At 61.4% G+C, this 19,453-nt stretch carries 19 protein-coding genes; 7 read left to right on the top strand and 12 right to left on the bottom strand.

All coding sequences use genetic code 11. The features are described from left to right. Positions 1 to 68: 68 nt before the first annotated feature. The 4 genes from ACW9IN_RS08075 to mreB form a co-directional block, all read right to left on the bottom strand. Entirely contained in the window at positions 69 to 665 is a 597-nt protein-coding gene (locus ACW9IN_RS08075; protein ID WP_457365376.1) for a Maf family protein, read from the bottom strand. A 51-nt stretch (positions 666 to 716) separates the two neighbouring features. Next, the gene (mreD, locus tag ACW9IN_RS08070; protein WP_457365375.1) at positions 717 to 1,205 is read right to left on the bottom strand and encodes a rod shape-determining protein MreD; all 489 of its coding nucleotides are present in this window, start codon (positions 1,203 to 1,205) and stop codon (positions 717 to 719) included. Next, the gene (mreC, locus tag ACW9IN_RS08065; RefSeq protein ID WP_457365453.1) at positions 1,205 to 2,302 is read right to left on the bottom strand and encodes a rod shape-determining protein MreC; all 1,098 of its coding nucleotides are present in this window, start codon (positions 2,300 to 2,302) and stop codon (positions 1,205 to 1,207) included. The genes mreD and mreC overlap by 1 nt, the downstream gene beginning before the upstream one ends. Before the next feature lie 141 nt (positions 2,303 to 2,443). Continuing rightward, on the bottom strand, positions 2,444 to 3,481 hold the full coding sequence (mreB, locus tag ACW9IN_RS08060; RefSeq protein ID WP_002555108.1) for a rod shape-determining protein MreB: 1,038 nt from the start codon (positions 3,479 to 3,481) through the stop codon (positions 2,444 to 2,446). Between the two features lie 211 nt (positions 3,482 to 3,692). Between mreB and gatC the strand changes: the two genes are divergently transcribed. The 6 genes from gatC to ACW9IN_RS08030 all read left to right on the top strand — a co-directional run bounded on the left by gatC (position 3,693) and on the right by ACW9IN_RS08030 (position 8,903). Then, positions 3,693 to 3,980 carry an Asp-tRNA(Asn)/Glu-tRNA(Gln) amidotransferase subunit GatC gene (gene gatC, locus ACW9IN_RS08055; RefSeq protein ID WP_457365374.1) on the top strand — a complete coding sequence of 96 codons (288 nt, stop codon included), beginning with the start codon at positions 3,693 to 3,695 and terminating at the stop codon, positions 3,978 to 3,980. Positions 3,981 to 3,996: 16 nt separating this feature from the next. Further along, positions 3,997 to 5,448 (top strand): Asp-tRNA(Asn)/Glu-tRNA(Gln) amidotransferase subunit GatA, encoded by a 1,452-nt coding sequence (gatA, locus tag ACW9IN_RS08050; protein ID WP_457365373.1) that lies wholly within the window; start codon positions 3,997 to 3,999, stop codon positions 5,446 to 5,448. Positions 5,449 to 5,458: 10 nt separating this feature from the next. Beyond that, positions 5,459 to 6,904 carry an Asp-tRNA(Asn)/Glu-tRNA(Gln) amidotransferase subunit GatB gene (gatB, locus tag ACW9IN_RS08045; protein ID WP_457365372.1) on the top strand — a complete coding sequence of 482 codons (1,446 nt, stop codon included), beginning with the start codon at positions 5,459 to 5,461 and terminating at the stop codon, positions 6,902 to 6,904. A gap of 145 nt (positions 6,905 to 7,049) precedes the next feature. After that, positions 7,050 to 7,421, top strand: coding sequence for a septal ring lytic transglycosylase RlpA family protein (locus ACW9IN_RS08040; RefSeq protein WP_457365371.1), 372 nt, complete (start codon positions 7,050 to 7,052; stop codon positions 7,419 to 7,421). A gap of 55 nt (positions 7,422 to 7,476) precedes the next feature. Next, positions 7,477 to 8,523 (top strand): calcium/sodium antiporter, encoded by a 1,047-nt coding sequence (locus ACW9IN_RS08035; RefSeq protein ID WP_457365452.1) that lies wholly within the window; start codon positions 7,477 to 7,479, stop codon positions 8,521 to 8,523. Then, on the top strand, positions 8,520 to 8,903 hold the full coding sequence (locus ACW9IN_RS08030; RefSeq protein ID WP_457365370.1) for a carboxymuconolactone decarboxylase family protein: 384 nt from the start codon (positions 8,520 to 8,522) through the stop codon (positions 8,901 to 8,903). The genes ACW9IN_RS08035 and ACW9IN_RS08030 overlap by 4 nt, the downstream gene beginning before the upstream one ends. Positions 8,904 to 9,013: 110 nt before the next feature. Here ACW9IN_RS08030 and ACW9IN_RS08025 read toward each other — a convergent pair whose 3' ends face one another. The 5 genes from ACW9IN_RS08025 to kdgD form a co-directional block, all read right to left on the bottom strand. Continuing rightward, positions 9,014 to 9,955, bottom strand: coding sequence for an AEC family transporter (locus tag ACW9IN_RS08025; protein WP_457365369.1), 942 nt, complete (start codon positions 9,953 to 9,955; stop codon positions 9,014 to 9,016). Between the two features lie 186 nt (positions 9,956 to 10,141). After that, a complete protein-coding gene (gene garD, locus ACW9IN_RS08020) occupies positions 10,142 to 11,695 on the bottom strand; it encodes a galactarate dehydratase (protein WP_457365368.1) in 1,554 nt (517 codons plus the stop codon). Positions 11,696 to 11,706: 11 nt separating this feature from the next. Then, positions 11,707 to 13,071, bottom strand: coding sequence for an MFS transporter (locus ACW9IN_RS08015; RefSeq protein WP_457365367.1), 1,365 nt, complete (start codon positions 13,069 to 13,071; stop codon positions 11,707 to 11,709). 196 nt (positions 13,072 to 13,267) lie between these two features. After that, positions 13,268 to 14,713: an aldehyde dehydrogenase family protein gene (locus ACW9IN_RS08010; RefSeq protein WP_457365366.1), complete on the bottom strand. Its 1,446-nt coding sequence runs from the start codon at positions 14,711 to 14,713 to the stop codon at positions 13,268 to 13,270. Positions 14,714 to 14,765: 52 nt separating this feature from the next. Beyond that, complete coding sequence (gene kdgD, locus ACW9IN_RS08005; protein WP_457365365.1) at positions 14,766 to 15,677, bottom strand: 5-dehydro-4-deoxyglucarate dehydratase; 912 nt, start codon at positions 15,675 to 15,677, stop codon at positions 14,766 to 14,768. 231 nt (positions 15,678 to 15,908) lie between these two features. Between kdgD and ACW9IN_RS08000 the strand changes: the two genes are divergently transcribed. Further along, positions 15,909 to 17,066 carry a phospholipase gene (locus ACW9IN_RS08000; protein ID WP_457365364.1) on the top strand — a complete coding sequence of 386 codons (1,158 nt, stop codon included), beginning with the start codon at positions 15,909 to 15,911 and terminating at the stop codon, positions 17,064 to 17,066. A 382-nt stretch (positions 17,067 to 17,448) separates the two neighbouring features. Here ACW9IN_RS08000 and ACW9IN_RS07995 read toward each other — a convergent pair whose 3' ends face one another. The 3 genes from ACW9IN_RS07995 to ACW9IN_RS07985 all read right to left on the bottom strand — a co-directional run bounded on the left by ACW9IN_RS07995 (position 17,449) and on the right by ACW9IN_RS07985 (position 19,410). Then, positions 17,449 to 18,198, bottom strand: a complete 750-nt coding sequence (locus ACW9IN_RS07995; RefSeq protein ID WP_016971564.1) for a FadR/GntR family transcriptional regulator — start codon at positions 18,196 to 18,198, stop codon at positions 17,449 to 17,451. Positions 18,199 to 18,355: 157 nt separating this feature from the next. Next, entirely contained in the window at positions 18,356 to 18,775 is a 420-nt protein-coding gene (locus ACW9IN_RS07990; RefSeq protein WP_457365363.1) for a ClpXP protease specificity-enhancing factor, read from the bottom strand. 17 nt (positions 18,776 to 18,792) lie between these two features. Beyond that, on the bottom strand, positions 18,793 to 19,410 hold the full coding sequence (locus ACW9IN_RS07985) for a glutathione S-transferase N-terminal domain-containing protein (protein WP_457365362.1): 618 nt from the start codon (positions 19,408 to 19,410) through the stop codon (positions 18,793 to 18,795). Between the last annotated feature and the right edge of the window lie 43 nt (positions 19,411 to 19,453).

Genomic DNA, 19,453 nt, shown 5'->3' with positions numbered 1-19,453 from the left:
CTGGGTCTCGTTCAGGCGTTTTCACAAGGATGACCGGTCGCTCAAGGCTGGGCGCTGGAGCAAGGCGTTCAGCGCGCGGTAAGGTTTTGCCAACAGGGTATGCCGAAATCGCCAAGCAGTTGTGCGGTTTCGCAGACCGGCAGGCCAACCACCGCCGAATAGCTGCCATTGAGTCCGGCCACAAACACCGACCCGAGCCCCTGAATAGCATAGCCGCCCGCCTTGTCCTGCGGTTCTCCACTGTGCCAGTAGGTTGCAGCCTCCCCGAGCGAAATCTCGCGAAAACGCACATGACTGCTTACACATCGGGTTTCGCAACGCTGGCCGTCCGTGATCGCAATGGCCGTGAGCACTTCGTGCTCGCGTCCCGCCAGGGCCATCAGCATGGCCAAGGCATCAGCCTGGTCCACCGGTTTGCCGAGAATCTGGCCGTCTACGATCACTGCCGTATCGGCACCCAGCACACAGGCACCGACCGTGTTTTCAAGCGCAGCAAAACCCGCTGTCGCCTTGCCGCGCGCGAGACGCTCGACGTAGGAAACAGCGGATTCATTTGTAAGAGGAGTTTCATCAATGGCGGCGCTGACCACGGTGAAAGGCACACCGATCTGGGTCAGCAGTTCACGCCGCCTCGGAGAGCCCGAGGCCAGGTAAAGCGAATTCATTGCAGACTCTCCCTGTAGAGTTCGATAACCAGGCAGAGCCTCGCAATCCATTCAATTGATTTTGTAACGACGACGCAAGCCACGCAGACCGAAACTCACCCAGGGCCACAGCAACGCACTGACCAGGGCCGGCAACACCAGCGCCAGGGTTGGCTGACGGTTGCCGGTCAAGGCACTGAGCCACAACTGCACCAACTGCGCCAAGCCGAAGATCACCAGGATCACCAGGCATTGCTGCCACATCGGGAACATGCGTAGACGCTGCTGCAACGACAACACCAGAAAGGTGATCAGGGTCAGGATCAACGCATTCTGGCCCAGCAAGGTGCCATAGAGCACGTCTTCCGCCAAGCCCAGAAACATCGCGGTAACCATACCCACTTTATGCGGCAGGTTCAGCGACCAGAAGGCCAGCAGCAGCGCGAGCCAGAGTGGACGCAGGATTTCCATGAACTGAGGCAAGGGCGAAACGCTGAGCAGCAAGCCGATGGCAAAGGTCAGCCAGACGATCCAGCCGTTGCGCGAATGAGTACTGGCCATTATTCCTCCCTCTGCCGTGGGGTAGCCGGGGCGGTCGCCGGAGGCTTGACCGCAGGTGTCGCGGCGGGGGGTTTAGTCACGGTGGGCTTGGCAGCGCGCGCATTGTGAGCCGCAGGCTTGACCGGTGTCGCGACAGGCGCCGCCGCCGGAGCAGGCGCGGGCGGCCCGACGAATGCCGGCTTCGGCACTGTTGCCGGGACGATAGGCCCGGTACCGTTCTGTTTGTCTTCGGCTTCCTGGGCTTGGGCGGCGTCATTGGCACGCTCTTCCGGCGTGCGGTTGTCGCTGAACACCAGCAACAGATAGCGGCTGCGATTAAGGGCAGCGGTCGGCACCGCACGGACAATGGCGAAAGGCTGGCCGGAGTCATGGATCACTTCCTTGACCGTCGCCACCGGGTAACCCGCCGGGAACCGCTGCCCCAGCCCGGAGCTGACCAGCAGGTCGCCTTCCTTGATATCGGCCGTATCCGCCACGTGACGCAATTCCAGGCGCTCGGGGTTGCCGGTACCGCTGGCAATCGCGCGCAAGCCGTTGCGGTTGACCTGCACCGGGATGCTGTGGGTCGTGTCCGTCAGCAGTAATACCCGTGAGGTGTAGGGCATCAGCTCGACCACCTGCCCCATCAGGCCACGGGCATCGAGCACCGGCTGGCCAAGGACCACACCGTCGCGCTCACCTTTGTTGATGATGATGCGATGGGTGAACGGGTTGGGGTCCATGCCGATCAACTCGGCCACCTCGACCTTCTCGTTGACCAGCGCGGAAGAGTTGAGCAACTCGCGCAGCCGAACGTTCTGCTCGGTGAGGGCCGCCAGCTTTTGCAGGCGCCCTTGCAACAGCAGGTTCTCGGTCTTGAGTTTTTCGTTCTCGGCGACCAGTTCGGTACGGCTGCCGAATTGGCTGGCCACCCCCTGGAACAGACGTTGCGGCAGGTCGGTGATCCAGTAAGTCTGCATCAGCACCAGCGACATCTGGCTGCGCACAGGCTTGAGCAGCGCGAAGCGGGCATCGACCACCATCAACGCGACCGAAAGCACGACCAGCACCAGCAGGCGCACGCCCAATGAGGGGCCTTTGGCGAAAAGCGGTTTAATAAGCCGCTCCTCCCAGGCAAATGTTTTCTTTATTCATACGGCATCAAACCGGCCTGGATGCAGATTGAAGAAGATAAACGCCAACAGGCAGCACTGCAAAGTGCTGCCTGTGAACGAAGCATGAGGCCAATCCGCCAGCACTTATTCGCTGGAGAGCAGGTCCATGGTGTGTTTATCCATCATTTCCAGCGCACGGCCACCACCACGGGCGACACAGGTCAGCGGGTCTTCGGCGACGATGACCGGCAAACCGGTTTCCTGGGCCAGCAGTTTGTCGAGGTCACGCAGCAAGGCGCCACCACCGGTCAACACCAGACCACGCTCGGCGATGTCGGAAGCCAGCTCCGGCGGCGATTGCTCCAGGGCGCTCTTGACCGCCTGAACGATAGTGGCCAGGGACTCTTGCAGAGCCTCCAGCACTTCGTTGGAGTTCAGGGTGAAAGCACGTGGAACACCTTCGGCCAGGTTGCGACCGCGCACATCGACTTCGCGCACTTCGCCGCCCGGGTAAGCGGTACCGATTTCCTGCTTGATGCGCTCGGCGGTGGACTCGCCGATCAGGCTGCCGTAGTTACGGCGCACATAGGTGATGATCGCTTCGTCGAAGCGGTCGCCGCCGACACGCACGGATTCGGCATACACCACACCGTTCAAGGAAATCAGGGCGATTTCAGTGGTACCACCACCGATATCCACCACCATCGAACCGCGGGCTTCTTCAACCGGCAGGCCAGCACCGATCGCAGCAGCCATAGGCTCTTCGATCAGGAACACTTCACGGGCACCGGCGCCGAGGGCCGACTCACGGATGGCACGACGCTCAACCTGGGTGGACTTGCAAGGAACGCAGATCAGCACGCGAGGGCTGGGCTGCAGGAAACTGTTTTCGTGAACCTTGTTTATGAAGTACTGCAGCATCTTCTCGCAGACGCTGAAGTCGGCGATCACGCCGTCTTTCATCGGACGAATGGCAGCAATGTTGCCAGGTGTACGGCCGAGCATGCGCTTGGCCTCGGTGCCGACGGCAACGACACTTTTCTGATTACCGTGGGTCCGAATGGCCACAACCGATGGCTCATTCAGGACGATACCGCGCTCGCGCACGTAAATAAGGGTGTTGGCAGTGCCCAGGTCAATGGAAAGATCGCTGGAAAACATGCCACGCAGTTTCTTGAACATGGGAAAGGGACCCTAGGCAACGCGTGGGTAAAAAAGTGCGGCAAACTCTAACAACGACAGGGATTTTGGGCAAGGCGCCAATGTGCTAAATTGGCCGACTTTCTGTGCACCAACCCCCACAATCGCGGCCGTAAGACCGTAGAAATGCGGTAGTGTTCCGACAATCTAACACACGGACAGCCTCCGTTCCGTTTTCCACTGGAGAATCCCCATGGCGCTTGAACGCTCCGACGTGGAAAAAATCGCTCATCTGGCCTCACTCGGCCTGAATGAAGACGATCTTCCACAGACCACCGCAGCCCTGAACAGCATTCTCGGGCTGGTCGACCAAATGCAGGCCGTGAACACCGACGGCATCGAGCCCCTGGCTCACCCGCTGGAAGCCAGCCAGCGCCTGCGCGCAGACGTCGTGACCGAAAGCAATAATCGCGAGGCCTACCAGTCCATCGCGCCAGCGGTCGAAAACGGCCTGTACCTGGTTCCGAAAGTCATCGACTAAAGGGAAAGAGCCTGCAATGCACGAATTGACTCTGGCCGAGATCGCCCGCGGTCTCGCCGATAAAAAGTTTTCTTCCGAAGAGCTGACCAAGACCCTGCTGGCGCGCATCGCCACGCTCGACCCCAAGGTCAACAGCTTCATCAGCCTCACCGAAGAGCTGGCCTTGAGCCAGGCCAAGGCCGCCGACGCACGTCGCGCCAACGGTGAAAATGGCGCACTGCTGGGCGCACCGATCGCCCACAAAGACCTGTTCTGCACCCAGGGCATTCGCACCAGCTGCGGCTCGAAGATGCTCGACAACTTCAAGGCGCCCTACGATGCCACCGTGGTGTCCAGGCTGGCTGCCGCCGGCGCCGTGACCCTGGGCAAGACCAACATGGACGAGTTCGCCATGGGCTCGGCCAACGAGTCGAGCTGGTACGGCGCGGTGAAAAACCCGTGGAACCTGGAGCACGTGCCGGGTGGTTCGTCGGGTGGTTCGGCTGCCGCAGTAGCCGCGCGCTTCCTGCCGGCCGCCACGGCCACCGATACCGGCGGCTCGATCCGTCAGCCTGCCGCCTTCACCAACCTCACCGGTTTGAAGCCGACCTACGGTCGCGTATCCCGCTGGGGCATGATCGCCTATGCGTCCAGCCTGGATCAGGGCGGCCCTCTGGCCCGCACCGCAGAAGACTGCGCAATATTGTTACAAGGCATGGCCGGGTTCGATAAACAGGACTCCACCAGCATCGACGAGCCGGTGCCGGACTACAGCGCCAGCCTCAATACGTCGCTCAAGGGCCTGCGCATCGGCGTACCGAAGGAATACTTCAGCGCCGGTCTCGACCCGCGCATCGCCGAGCTGGTGCACAACAGCGTCAAGACGCTGGAAGGCCTCGGCGCCGTGATCAAGGAAATCAGCCTGCCGAACAACCAGCACGCGATTCCTGCTTACTACGTGATCGCACCGGCGGAAGCGTCCTCCAACCTGTCGCGTTTCGACGGCGTGCGCTTCGGCTATCGCTGCGAAAACCCGAAAGACCTTACCGACCTTTACAAGCGCTCCCGTGGCGAAGGCTTCGGCGCCGAAGTACAACGCCGGATCATGGTGGGTGCCTACGCGCTGTCAGCCGGCTACTACGATGCGTATTACCTCAAGGCGCAGAAAATCCGTCGCCTGGTGAAGAACGACTTCATGGCCGCGTTTGAACAGGTCGACGTAATCCTCGGCCCAACCACGCCGAACCCGGCCTGGAAACTCGGCGCCAAGAACGGCGACCCGGTGGCTGCGTACCTCGAAGACCTCTACACCATCACCGCCAACCTCGCGGGCCTGCCGGGCTTGTCCATGCCGGCCGGTTTCGTCGATGGCCTGCCGGTCGGCGTGCAGTTGCTCGCCCCATATTTCCAGGAAGGCCGCCTGCTCAATGTGGCGCACCAGTACCAGTTGAACACTGACTGGCACACTCGCACCCCTACCGGCTTCTGAGGAGAACACTATGCAATGGGAAGTCGTGATCGGGCTGGAGATTCATACCCAGCTCGCCACCCAATCGAAGATTTTCTCCGGTAGCGCCACCACGTTCGGCTCCGAGCCCAACACCCAGGCCAGCCTGGTCGACCTGGGCATGCCCGGCGTGCTGCCGGTGCTGAACCAGGAAGCGGTGCGCATGGCCGTGATGTTCGGCCTGGCGATCGATGCCGAGATCGGCCAGCACAACGTGTTCGCGCGCAAGAACTACTTCTACCCGGACCTGCCCAAGGGCTACCAGATCAGCCAGATGGAATTGCCCATCGTCGGCAAGGGCTTCCTGGACATCCCGCTGGAAGATGGCACGGTCAAGCGCGTCGGCATCACCCGTGCACACCTGGAGGAAGATGCCGGCAAGAGCCTGCATGAGGAATTCAACGGCGTCACGGGCATCGACCTGAACCGCGCCGGCACGCCGCTGCTGGAAATCGTCTCCGAGCCGGACATGCGCAGCGCCAAGGAGGCCGTGGCCTACGTCAAGTCGATCCACGCACTCGTGCGCTACCTGGGCATCTGCGACGGCAACATGGCTGAGGGCTCCCTGCGTTGCGACTGCAACGTCTCGGTACGCCCCAAGGGCCAGGCCGAGTTCGGCACCCGTTGCGAGATCAAGAACGTCAACTCGTTCCGCTTCATCGAGAAGGCGATCAACAGCGAGATCCAGCGCCAGATCGAACTGATCGAGGACGGTGGCAAGGTCATCCAGCAAACCCGCCTGTACGACCCGAACAAGGACGAAACCCGCGCCATGCGCAGCAAGGAGGAAGCCAACGACTACCGTTACTTCCCCGATCCGGACCTGCTGCCGGTGGTCATCGAGGATTCGTTCCTGGACGACGTACGCAAAAGCCTGCCGGAACTGCCGCAGCAGAAGCGCGAGCGTTTCCAGTCGCAACTGGGCCTGTCGGTGTACGACGCCAGCGTACTGGCGTCGAGCCGCGAACAGGCGGACTACTTCGAACAGGTGCTCGGCATCGCGGGCGACGCCAAGCTCGCCGCCAACTGGGTCATGGTCGAGCTGGGCAGCCTGCTGAACAAACAGGGCCTGGAAATCGACGAGTCGCCGGTCACCGCCGAGCAACTGGGCGGCATGCTGCTGCGCATCAAGGACAACACCATCTCCGGCAAGATCGCCAAGACCGTGTTCGAAGCGATGGCCAGCGGTGAAGGCAGCGCCGATGAGATCATCGAGAAGCGTGGCCTCAAGCAGGTCACCGACAGCGGCGCAATTTCGGCCGTGCTCGACGAAATGCTCGCGGCCAACGCCGAGCAGGTCGAACAGTACCGCGCGGCAGACGAAGCCAAGCGCGGCAAAATGTTCGGCTTCTTTGTCGGCCAGGCGATGAAAGCTTCCAAAGGCAAGGCCAACCCGCAACAGGTGAACGAATTGCTCAAAAGCAAGCTCGAAGGCTGACATAGGTAGGACCCGGCTTCTGTGGGAGCCGGGCTTACCCGCGATGCAGGCGCCTCGGTGCATCAGTGACACCGTGGTGACGCCATCGCAGGCAAGCCAGCTCCTACATAGGCCAGTTTCCACACTTGTAACGGGAGTACCTCGCATGAAGCGTCTATTAGGCCTCCTGGCCCTGTTCTCCCTGCTGACCGGCTGCGCCAGCGGCGTCATCAATCCCAACGGCTACGACGAAACCGGCACCGCCTCTTATTACGGCGCCCGGCACCATGGCAAAAAGACTGCCAGCGGTGAACCCTTCAACCAGAACGCCCTGACCGCCGCCCACCGGCAATTGCCGTTCGGCACCCAGGTCAAGGTCACGAATCTCGACAACGACAAATCCGTCGTCGTCCGCATCAACGATCGCGGCCCGCACACCCGTGGGCGCTTGATCGACCTTTCGCGCAAGGCCGCCGAACAGCTGGGCATGATCAGCAGCGGCACGGCACGCGTGCGCGTACAAGCGCTGAGCAACTGACGGAGCCCTGGCCATTTTCGGACTCACCGCCCTCTCGCCCTGGAGCCTGATCGAACTGATCGGCGGCCTGGTGCTACTGATCCTCGGCGCCGAAATCCTGGTGCGTGCCGCCGTGCGCCTGGCCGCCAGCCTCAAGGTGCGACCATTGATCATCGGCCTGAGCATCGTCGCCTTCGGCAGCAGCGCGCCGCAAATGACCGTCAGCCTGCAAGCCACCCTGGCGGGCAATACCGATATCGCGGTGGGCAGCGTGATCGGCAGCAGCATCTTCAATATTCTGGTGACCCTGGGCCTGTCGGCACTGGTCATTCCGTTGCGGGTTTCACGGCAACTGGTGCGCCTGGATATCCCGGTGATGATCCTCGCCGGCCTGCTGGTGTCCACCCTCGCCGCCAATGAAGAATTGACGCCCCTCGACGGTTTACTGTTGCTCATCGCCCTGGTGGCGTACCTGGGCCTGCTGCATTACCAAAGCCGCCACTCCCGCCGCCCTCGCACTTTCGAAACCGTGACCCAGGCTCCCTGGTTGAGCAGCGCGCTGCTGATACTCGGCGGTTTGCTGGTGCTGGTACTGGCCGGGCATCTGTTATTGGGCGCCGCGGTGGACGTCGCCTCCGACCTTGGCCTGTCGGAGCGCATCATCGGCCTGACGCTGATCGGCGTCGGCACTTCCCTGCCCTGCCTGGCCACCTCGCTGATTGCAGCAGTGCGTGGCGAGCGTGAAATTGCCGTGGGCAACGTGATCGGCAGCAACCTCTTCAACCTGCTGGGAGTGTTGGGGTTCACCGCCCTGGTAGCCCCATCGCCCCTGTCGGTTTCGCCCAACGCCCTGGACTTCGACCTGCCGGTGATGCTCGGCGTGGTGGTGTTGTGCCTGCCGGTGTTCTATTCCGGTTACCGGGTCACCCGCGTCGAAGGCCTGGTCTTACTGGGGCTGTACCTGGCGTATGGGCTACACGTGGTGTCGTTCACCACCGGCATGCCGCTGGCCAATAAGCTCGAACAACTGATGTTGTATTACGTCCTGCCAGCGCTGGTGGCCCTGCTGTTGTTCACTACGCTGCGAGCCTGGCGCCGCCAACACAAGAGGGAACCGCAATGACCGATCAGAAAAAAACCGGCGTGGAAATGCGTCGCCAGGTCATGGGCGACGTGTTCGTCGACCGCGCCTTGGGCAATGCCACCGAGTTCAGCCAGCCGCTGCAGGACTTCGTCAATGAACATGCCTGGGGCAGTGTGTGGAACCGTGAAGGCCTACCGCTGAAGACCCGCAGCCTGATCACCCTCGCCGCGCTCACCGCGCTCAAGTGCCCGCAGGAACTCAAGGGTCACGTACGTGGCGCGCTGAACAACGGCTGCACCGTGGAAGAGATCCGCGAAGCGCTGCTGCATTGCGCGGTGTATGCCGGGGTGCCGGCGGCGATTGATGCGTTTCGGGCGGCGCAGGAAGTGATCGAGGCGTATCAGGCAGACAAGCAGTGATTGTCAGATAGCCGTTCGCGAGCAAGCCCGCTCCCACAGTTGAATGTGTTCACATACCAAAATGTGGGAGCTGGCTTGCCTGCGATCGGCCCTCACGGACGGCACAAAACTCAGATCCACCCACCCGCCTGCAACACGAAGATCCCGATATTGGTGGTCACCGCCGCCATCAAGGTGGTGATCACGATAATCGCCGCCGCCAGCTCATGGTTCCCCTCCGCAGCCCGAGCCATCACGAAACTCGCGGCGGCCGTCGGCGCACCGAAGTACAGGAATAGAATCCCCAGTTCCGGCCCCCGAAAGCCGAGCAGCCAGGCCCCCAACGTCGCGAACACGGGCAACCCGACCATTTTCACCAGGCTGGCGCTCAACGCCATGCTGCCGCTTTTGCGCAACGCCGCCAGGGACAACGTGCCGCCGATGCAGATCAGCGCCAATGGCAGGGTCATGTCCGCCAGGTACTGGGCGGAAGACTCCAGCCAACCCGGCAGGCCAATCTGGAACACCGCGAACGGCGTGGCCGCGATGACGCTGATAATCAGCGGGTTAGCCAACACGCTCTTGCAGATGCTCCATGGATCGGACTTGATCACCGGGCTGTACACCGCCAGCACAATGGTCGAGAGGGTGTTGTAGAACAGGATCACCAGCGCCGCGAGGATCGCGCCGAGGGAGATGCCATAGTCACCGTACATGCTCGCGGCCAGCGCCAGGCCGATCACGCCGTTGTTGCCCCGAAAGCAGCCCTGGGTGTAGATGCCCCGGTCCTCTCGCTTGCACCGAAAGATCGCCCAGCCCCAGGCCAAGGCAAAGCTGAGCAGAGTGGCTACGGCAAAATAGATCAGCAGGCCCGGCTTGAGCGCCGAATGCAGGTCGGCATGCAGGATACCCAGGAACAGCAGCGCCGGCATGGTGACGTTGAACACCAGGGACGAGGCGGTGTGGATAAAGTTGTCGTTGATCCAGTTGACACGCTTGAGCAGCACCCCCAGGAACAGCATGGCAAACACCGGCGCGGTGATGGTGAGGGTGGTGAGAAAAATGGCCAGCATGCCGGGAGAACCTTGGTGAGCGTCGTTAGGTGGCTAATGATAAGCCAGTACGACCGGGTTCGTCTGGGCAACACCGATCAAATGTGGGAGCTGGCTTGCCTGCGATAGCGGTATTCCAGTCACATCTGCATGAGCTGACCCGCCATCATCGCAGGCAAGCCAGCTCCTACAAGATCAGTGAGGGTCTCAGGTAATCGGCGCAGGGTTGAACAACGTGATGTCGTTGTGCAGCTTGTGCCGCTCCGCCCACGTCTGCTGCTTGCCGCTGGCGACATCCAGGTAGAAGTGGAACAGCTCCCACCCCAGCTCCTCGATGCTCGCACGCCCCGTGGCGATGCGCCCGGCGTCGATGTCGATAAGGTCCGGCCAGCGCTGCGCCAGTTCCGTGCGGGTCGACACTTTCACCACCGGCGCCATCGCCAGCCCGTAGGGCGTGCCACGCCCGGTGGTGAACACATGCAGGTTCATCCCGGCGGCCAGTTGCAGGGTGCCACACACAAAGTCGCTGGCCGGTGTCGCACAAAAGATCAGGCCCTTGCCCTTGAAACGTTCACCCGGGCCGAGCACACCGTTGATCGCGCTGCTGCCGGATTTGACGATGGAGCCCAGGGACTTCTCGACAATATTCGACAGCCCGCCCTTCTTGTTGCCCGGCGTGGTGTTGGCGCTGCGATCCGCCTCGCCCTTGGCCAGGTAACGGTCGTACCAGTCCATCTCCCGGACCAGTTCCTGGGCAACGGTCTGGTTCTCGGCGCGGGACGTCAGCAAGTAGATGGCATCGCGCACTTCGGTGACCTCGGAAAACATCACCGTCGCGCCGGCCCGCAGCAGCAGATCCGAGGCATAGCCCAGCGCCGGGTTGGCGGTGATGCCGGAAAACGCATCGCTGCCGCCACACTGCATGCCCAGGATCAACTCCGACGCCGGCACGGTTTCCCGGCGACGCTGGTCGAGTTTCTTCAGGCGCGTCTCGGCCAGCTCCATGATCTGTTCGATCATTTCGGTAAAACCGTGACTGGAATCCTGCAACCGATACAGCCACGGCTCACTCAAATCGACGGAGCTGTCGTTGTCGTGCATCACCTGCCCGGCCTGCAATTTCTCGCAGCCCAGGCTGATCACCAACGCCTCACCACCCAGGTTCGGGTTGCGCGCCAGGTTGCGCACGGTGCGGATCGGAATGTAGGCATCCGTGGCAGTGATAGCCACACCGCAGCCGTAGCTGTGGGTCAACGCCACCACGTCATCGACATGGGGGTACTTGGGCAACAGTTCGTCCTTGATGCGCTTGACCGCATGATCCAGCACCCCGGTGACGCACTGCACCGTGGTGGTGATCCCCAGAATATTGCGCGTGCCCACGGTACCGTCGGCGTTGCGATAGCCTTCGAAGGTAAACCCCTCCAGCGGCGCCTGGGTTTGCGGCACGTCGGTGGACAACGGCAAGCTGTCCAGCGGCGGCGCGGTGGGCATGCGCAGTTGATCTTCCTGCACCCAACTGCCGCGCGGGATCGGCGCCAGGGCATAACCGATGGTCTGGCCGTAGCGAATGATCTGACCGCCCTCGGGGATATCTTCCAGGGTCACCTTGTGGCTCTGGGGGATGAAGTCCACGGTCACCAGGCCGTCCGGAAACTCGGTACCGGCAGGAACACCCTGGTCATTGACCACGATCACCACGTTATCGCGCTCGTGCAAGCGAATGGAGCGCGGCGAGTCGGCATGTTCAATCAACTGCATTACATCGCCCCTCAGGAATGCGCTTCGGTAAGTTGGGTCAGCTCAGGCCCTTTGGTGGGCGGCTCTTTGAGCACCACACGCTTGATCGGCCCGACGATGACCAGGTAGCTGAACACCGCCAACAAGGCGTTGGCGCCCACGAATACCAGCGCCCACTTGAACGAGCCGGTGGTGCTGATGATGTAGCCGATCACGATCGGCGTACTGATAGAGGCCAGGTTGCCGAACATGTTGAACAGGCCGCCACTGAGGCCGGCGATCTGTTTCGGCGAGGTGTCCGACACCACCGCCCAGCCCAGTGCGCCAACGCCTTTGCCGAAGAAGGCCAGGGCCATGAAGCCCACCACCATCCACTCGATATCCACGTAGTTGCACGCCACGATACTGCACGACACCAGCAACCCGCCGATGATCGGCGCCTTGCGTGCAAACGTCAGCGAATGGCCCTTGCGCAGCAGGTAGTCGGAAATCAAGCCGCCCAGCACCCCGCCGATAAACCCGCAGATCGCCGGCAGCGATGCGATGAAACCGGCCTTTAGAATGGTCATGCCACGCTCTTGCACCAGGTACACCGGGAACCAGGTCAGGAAGAAATAGGTGATGCCGTTGATGCAGTATTGGCCCAGATAGACGCCTAGCATCATGCGGTTGGTCAGCAACTGGCGGATGTAATCCCACTTGGGACCGTCGGTCTTCTGGCCCTTGGCCTTGTCCTGATCCATGTCGACCATCGCCCCATTCTCGGCAATGTGTCGGAATTCGGCGTCATTGATCATCGGATGGTTGCGCGGACTGTGGATAAGTTTCAGCCAGATCAGCGAGAACAGAATGCCGATGCCGCCCATCACGATAAACACGTGTTGCCAGCCGAAGGTGTAGACGATCCAGCCCATCAACGGGGCGAACAATACGGTGGCGAAGTACTGCGCCGAATTGAATATCGCCGAGGCGGTGCCGCGTTCAGCCGTAGGAAACCATGCCGCGACAATACGGGCGTTTCCAGGGAACGACGGCGCTTCAGCCAGGCCCACCAGGAAGCGCAGCATGAACAGCGCAACTACCGCGGTGGAAACACCGAACTCGCCGACATAGCCTTGCAGCACGGTGAACAGCGACCAGGTAAAGATGCTCAAGGCATAGATTTTTTTCGAGCCGAAGCGGTCGAGCAGCCAGCCACCGGGAATTTGCCCGGCTACATAGGCCCAACCGAATGCAGAGAAGATATAACCGAGGGTGACCGCGTCGATGCCGAGGTCTTTTTGCAGGCTGGAGCCGGCGATCGCGATAGTGGCCCGGTCGGCGTAGTTGATCGTGGTCACCAGGAACAGCATGAGCAGGATCAAATAGCGGACGTGGGTCGGCTTGGTCGCTTGCATGAAGATGTACTCCCACTAATTATTTTTTTTGCGGGTAAGCATTGTGTGTCTGCGGGGACCGCTTCCTGTGGGAGCTGGCTTGCCTGCGATGCAGACACCTCGGTGCTTCAGTAAAACCGAAGTGAGGCTATCGCAGGCAAGCCAGCTCCCACACAAGCCAGCCCCTACAGGAACCGGGTTCAGCAGGTAGTGCGTGTTACGAACCGATGTAGCTGGTTTTCACCACGGTGTAGAACTCTTGCGCATAGCGACCTTGCTCACGCGAACCATAGGATGAGCCCTTACGGCCCCCGAACGGAACGTGGTAGTCCACACCGGCGGTCGGCAGGTTGACCATCACCATGCCGGCCTGGGAGTGGCGTTTGAAGTGGTTGGCGTATTTCAACGACGTAGTGGCAATGCCCGCCGACAGACCGAACTCGGTGTCGTTGGCCATCGCCAGTGCCGCCTCGTAGTCCGCGACGCGTACCACGTTGGCCACCGGGCCGAATATTTCTTCACGGCTGATGCGCATGGCCGCTTCGCTGTCGGCAAACAAGGTGGGCGCCAGGAAGTAACCTTCGGTATCGCACGTCACCAGGCCACCACCGCTCACCAACCGCGCACCTTCACTCTGGCCGATGTCGATGTACTTGAGGTCCTGGTCCAGCTGGGCCTGGGACACCACCGGGCCAATGTCAGTGCCGCTTTTGAGCGCATGACCGACCTTGATCGACTTCATGCGCTCGGCCATCGCCGCGACGAACTGGTCGTGGATACCGGCGGTGACGATCAAACGGCTCGACGCCGTGCAACGCTGGCCGGTGGAGTAGAACGCGCTCTGCACCGCCAGCTCGACGGCCTGCTTGAGGTCGGCGTCATCGAGGATGATCTGCGGGTTCTTGCCGCCCATTTCCAACTGCACCTTGGCCTGGCGCGACACACAGCTGACTGCGATCTGACGCCCCACGCCCACCGAACCGGTAAAGCTGATGCCGTCGACTTTCGAGCTGTTGACCAGCACATCGCCCACCACGCGACCACTGCCCATCACCAGGTTGAACACACCAGCGGGGAAGCCTGCACGGGAGATGATTTCGGCCAGGGCCCAGGCGCAGCCCGGTACCAGCTCGGCGGGCTTGATCACCACGCAGTTGCCGTAGGCCAGGGCTGGGGCGATTTTCCAGGCGGGAATGGCGATCGGGAAGTTCCACGGGGTGATCAGGCCGACCACGCCCAGGGCTTCACGGGTGACTTCAACATTGACGCCCGGACGTACGGACGGCACGTAATCACCGGACAGGCGCAGGCATTCACCGGCGAAGAACTTGAAAATATTACCGGCGCGGGTCACTTCACCGATGGCTTCGGGCAGGGTCTTGCCCTCTTCCCGGGCCAGCAGGGTGCCGAGTTCTTCGCGGCGGGCGAGGATTTCGCTGCCCACTTTATCCAGCGCATCATGACGCGCCTGGATACCCGAGGTGGACCAGGCTGGAAAGGCGGCACGGGCAGCATCGATAGCCGCGTTGACCTGAGCGACGTCAGCCTTGGCGTATTCACCGATGACATCGGACAACTCCGACGGGTTGATATTGGCGCAGTAGTCCGCGCCGGCCACCCATTGGCCGTTGATGTAGTTATCGAAACGTTTGGCTTGGGACACAACTCTTCTCCTGACGCAAAGGCCGCTGATCACTCAGCGGCCTGATAGATGGTTACTGCGCGCCTTGCTTGTCGATCAGCGCGGCCAGGGCTTCGTATTCTTCCGGCAGCAGGTCGGTCAGCGGGGTGCGCACGGGGCCGGCGTCATAACCGACGATCTTGGCGCCCGCCTTGACGATGCTCACGGCGTAACCGGCCTTGCGGTTGCGAATGTCGAGGTAAGGCAGGAAGAAGTCGTCGATGATCTTGCCGACGGTGGCGTGATCTTCGCGGGCAATGGCGTGGTAGAAGTCCATCGCGGTTTTCGGGATGAAGTTGAACACCGCCGAGGAGTACACCGGCACGCCCAGGGCCTTGTAGGCAGCGGCGTAAACTTCTGCGGTCGGCAGGCCGCCCAGGTAGCTGAAACGGTCGCCCAGGCGACGGCGGATCGACACCATCAACTCGATGTCACCCAGACCATCCTTGTAGCCGATCAGGTTCGGGCAGCGCTCGGCCAGGCGTTCCAGCAGTGGCGCAGTCAGGCGGCACACGTTGCGGTTGTACACCACCACACCGATCTTCACGGACTTGCACACCGCCTCAACGTGAGCGGCCACACCTTCCTGGCTGGCTTCGGTGAGGTAGTGCGGCAGCAGCAGCAGGCCCTTGGCCCCCAGGCGTTCGGCCTCCTGGGCGTACTCGATCGCCTGACGAGTCGCACCGCCCACGCCGGCCAGGATCGGCACGCTGCTGGCGCAGGTATCAACGGCGGTCTTGACCACCTGGGAATATTCGCTCGCCGCCAGGGAGAAAAACTCACCGGTACCGCCCGCCGCGAACAAGGCAGTGGCGCCATACGGGGCCAGCCATTCCAGACGCTTGATATAGCCCGCCTGGTGGAAATCACCCTGGGCATTGAAATCGGTGACCGGGAAAGACAGCAGACCGGAAGAGAGGATGGACTTCAGTTCTTGTGGATTCATTATTCGAACACCCTGGGTGAAGACTTTCTGTCGAAAGGTTGTTGGTTGTGTTGATGTCGTACGTCATCGTACAACTATAAAAGAATTCGTCAACTGCAATTCATCGAACTTCATCCAGCGGAGGGTTGAGGCATGGGTTCTTGACGTAGGAAGTTTTTCCTCTATGCTGCAAATAACTGTATATGCATACAGTTATTACGGAAGATTCCTACGACATAGCAAGGAGCTAACATGTCAGATCTTGAACTCGCGGCACCCGCAAAAAACCCACCCACGTTGCGCTTCGAAGGCGGCGAACACACGGCCATCGGTGATGACACGCTGCTGCGTTTCGCCAAAGACACCCAGGCGATTCCTGCACGACAAGTCGAATTGCACCTGCCCAACGGGCTGGCGCTGACCTACGGCCAGGTGATCGCCCTGGGCGGCGATTTCTACGGTATTCCCGGCAAGCCCATCAGCGATGGCGCCTCTGCCGCCGAACGTGTGCAACGTTTTACCGCTGCGTTCAATTCATTGGCCGTATTGCCGGCCTCACGGGAGGAAGCGCACAAGATCCTCGCGGTGATGCAGAAGGAGATCAACGCGGTGAAGCAGGCGATCAAGGACGGCAAGCAACCGCACGAAGCCTATGACGCGCTCGGTGATACGTTGTCCGAGGAATGGAACCGCATCACCGGCGGCGGCAGTGCCGTCTCGGCGCTGATTCCTCTGGGGCGCTATTTGAAACTGGCGGCGGACAACGCTGACCACTTCGGCGAATGGGCGCTGTCAGCCTACCTGGCCGGCCATACCGCCGCGCTGCAACAGGCGGTGGCCGCCCACCAGACCGGTACCGATCAGGCGCTGGAGCTGGCGTATGCCATGAATAGTTTTGCCGATCACTTTTTGACCGACCTGTTTTCCGCTGGCCATCTGCGCGTACCACGCAAACAACTGGCCGCCGTGGTGACGCCAGGCGAACTGGGTTCGCTGATCAGCCGCTTCATGCACGACGAAGACAGCAAGTTCGGGCTCAAGGTGCGCAATGCCCTGGGTGATCAATGGCATGCTTACGGGGATAAACGCTACTTCGACGACATCGACGCGGCCAACCGGACTCAGGTCAAACGCGCCGTACAGGCCTCGGCCGATGAAATTTTCGACACGTTTATCAGCGGTGTCGCGCCCTCCCCGGCCAACTTCAAGGCGCCGCTGCATGTGCCGGACCTGAACGCAGCGCAGAACCCGGCGAACAACTTCTCGCCGCTGTTCAAGGTGGACGGTGACAAGGTGCTGCGGCGCAAGGACGTGAATGACCTGAACGACAAACACTGGACCAATGACTGGTGGGGATGGAGTACGTACTTGCTGCTCAAGGACTACAAGCCGAACCAGCCGGCCAACTAAGCTGGCACGCCATCCCAGGCACTGGAGATAAAAATGTGGGAGCAACTGTCTTGATGACTGATCGTTCCCACGCGGGGAACAATCAAGGGCGGTGGGTCAGGCGACATCTCTGTTGACTGTGCCGCCGCCTTCGCAGCGATGCGGCGACCCGACAAGCCAGCTCCCACAGGGGATCTCTGTTGTTGGTCAGAAAGTGTCTGGCACGATGGCCCTGCTGACAGCGTTTTCCCAGACACTGCAAGTCCCCTGTGGGAGCTGTCGAGCCCCGGCGAGGCTGCGAAGGCGGTGGGTCAGGCGACATCTCTGTCGACTGTGCCGCCGTCATCATTGGCAAGCCCCGCCCCCCACACAAGCCGGGTCCCACATTAGGTTGGTATAGCGCTCAACCGCGCTGCGCTTCTGCCTCTTCATGGGCATGGCGCAGTCGTTCGCGGCTGTTGGTCAGGTGCAGGCGCATGGCCGCGCGTGCCGCGTCCGAATCCTGGCGGGCAATCGCTTCGTAGATTTCTTCGTGCTCCCGGCTCAGGCGCCCCATGTAGTGTTGCTGGTCGTCGTGGGCCAGGCGCGCTGAATTCAGCCGGGTACGGGGAATGATGCTGGTGCCCAGGTGCGTCATGATGTCGGTGAAATAGCGATTGCCGGTGGACAGCGCAATTTCCAGGTGGAAGGCGAAGTCCGATGCCACGGCATCGCCGGCGTGGGCCGCACTTTCGTTCAAGGCATCGAGGGCTGCGCGCATGGCCGCCAGTTGTTCGTCGCTGCGGCGCAAGGCAGCCAGGCCTGCCGACTCCACTTCAAGGCTGATCCGCAGTTCCAGGATCGCCAGCACATCACGCAGTGTCACGACCGTGGCCGGATCAATCCGGAAACCGCTCGGGCTGGGCGTGTCCAACACGAAGGTGCCGATACCATGACGGGTTTCCACTTGCCCTGCCGCCTGCAAGCGCGAGATCGCTTCACGCACCACCGTGCGGCTGACTCCATGGGCATCCATGATCGCCGACTCGGTGGGCAGTTTGTCGCCCCGCTTGAGCTGGCCGTCGCGGATCTGCTCGGACAACACCGTGACCAATTCCTGGGCAAGGCTGCGGCGCTTGCGGGGAAGACGTGGGGCGGCGTTGGCGTTTTCCATGATGAATCATCTTTCTCGGTGAGCGTGAACACGCATCATAGCCCATGGCGGTTGTACGATCACCGTCCCGTCACGACTTTCATCCTTATCCTGCGCGCAAAAAAATGCCCCGACGCAGGTCGAGGCACGTTTACGGCCAGCGTGATGCGACAGCCTGTTACTTCACCACTTTCAGACTCGGCCGACCGCTCGGGCGCGGCGGTTCGGAATCCGGTGGCGGCACGTCATCGCCATCTTCGCCTTCGACCGTTTCGTCGTCCTCGAAAGGCGACTCCAGGTCAAAGACCATGCCCTGACCGTTTTCCCGGGCGTAAATCCCCAGGATGGCGCCAATCGGCACGTATAGCGTATGGGGCACGCCCCCAAAACGCCCTTCGAAGCTTACCGCTTCGTTGTCCATGTGCAGGTGGCGCACGGCGCTGGGCGACACGTTCAGGACGATCTGCCCGTCGCTGGCAAAACCCTGCGGCACCTGAACCGCAGGAAATTCGGAATTGACCAGCACGTGCGGGGTGCAATCGTTGTCCACAATCCACTCATAGAGCGCGCGAACCAGGTAGGGTCGACTGGAGTTCATCAACGGCTCCTTAAGCCTTAGCGCATATCGCGTTCGACACCAGACAGACTCGCCTGGAAAGCCTCACGCGCAAACTGGCGCTCCATGTAATCAAGCAGCGGCTTGGCTGGCCGCGGCAGTTCAATGCCCAGTATCGGCAAGCGCCAGAGTATGGGTAATAGGCAGCAATCCACCAGGCTTTGTTCCTCACTGAGGAAAAAAGGTTTGTCGGCGAACAGCGGCGAAACGCCGGTCAGGCTCTCGCGCAATTCCTTGCGCGCCTGCACGCGAACGGCTTCTTTTGTACGTGTATCCAGAATCACATCCACCAGCCCGCACCAGTCACGCTGGATCCTGTGGATCAGCAGACGGCTGTTGGCACGCGCCACCGGGTACACCGGCAGCAAAGGCGGATGCGGGTAACGCTCATCCAGGTATTCCATCACCACGGTCGACTCCCACAATGCCAGGTCACGATCGACCAGGGTGGGCAGGCTGCCGTAAGGGTTCACTTCGATCAGTTTCGGCGGCTGACGGCCCGCCTCCACACTGATGATCTCGGCGCTGACACCCTTCTCTGCAAGCACGATACGTACCCGGTGGGAATAGTGGTCGGCGGGGTCGGAGTAACAGGCCAACCGATTGGTCACGCCCATGGCGGTCCTCCTCGCTTGAAATTATCGAAAGCTCAAAAACGAG

It is taken from the genome of Pseudomonas sp. SDO5271_S396, from assembly GCF_054071795.1.
This window is presented reverse-complemented; position numbering and strand designations above follow the sequence as displayed.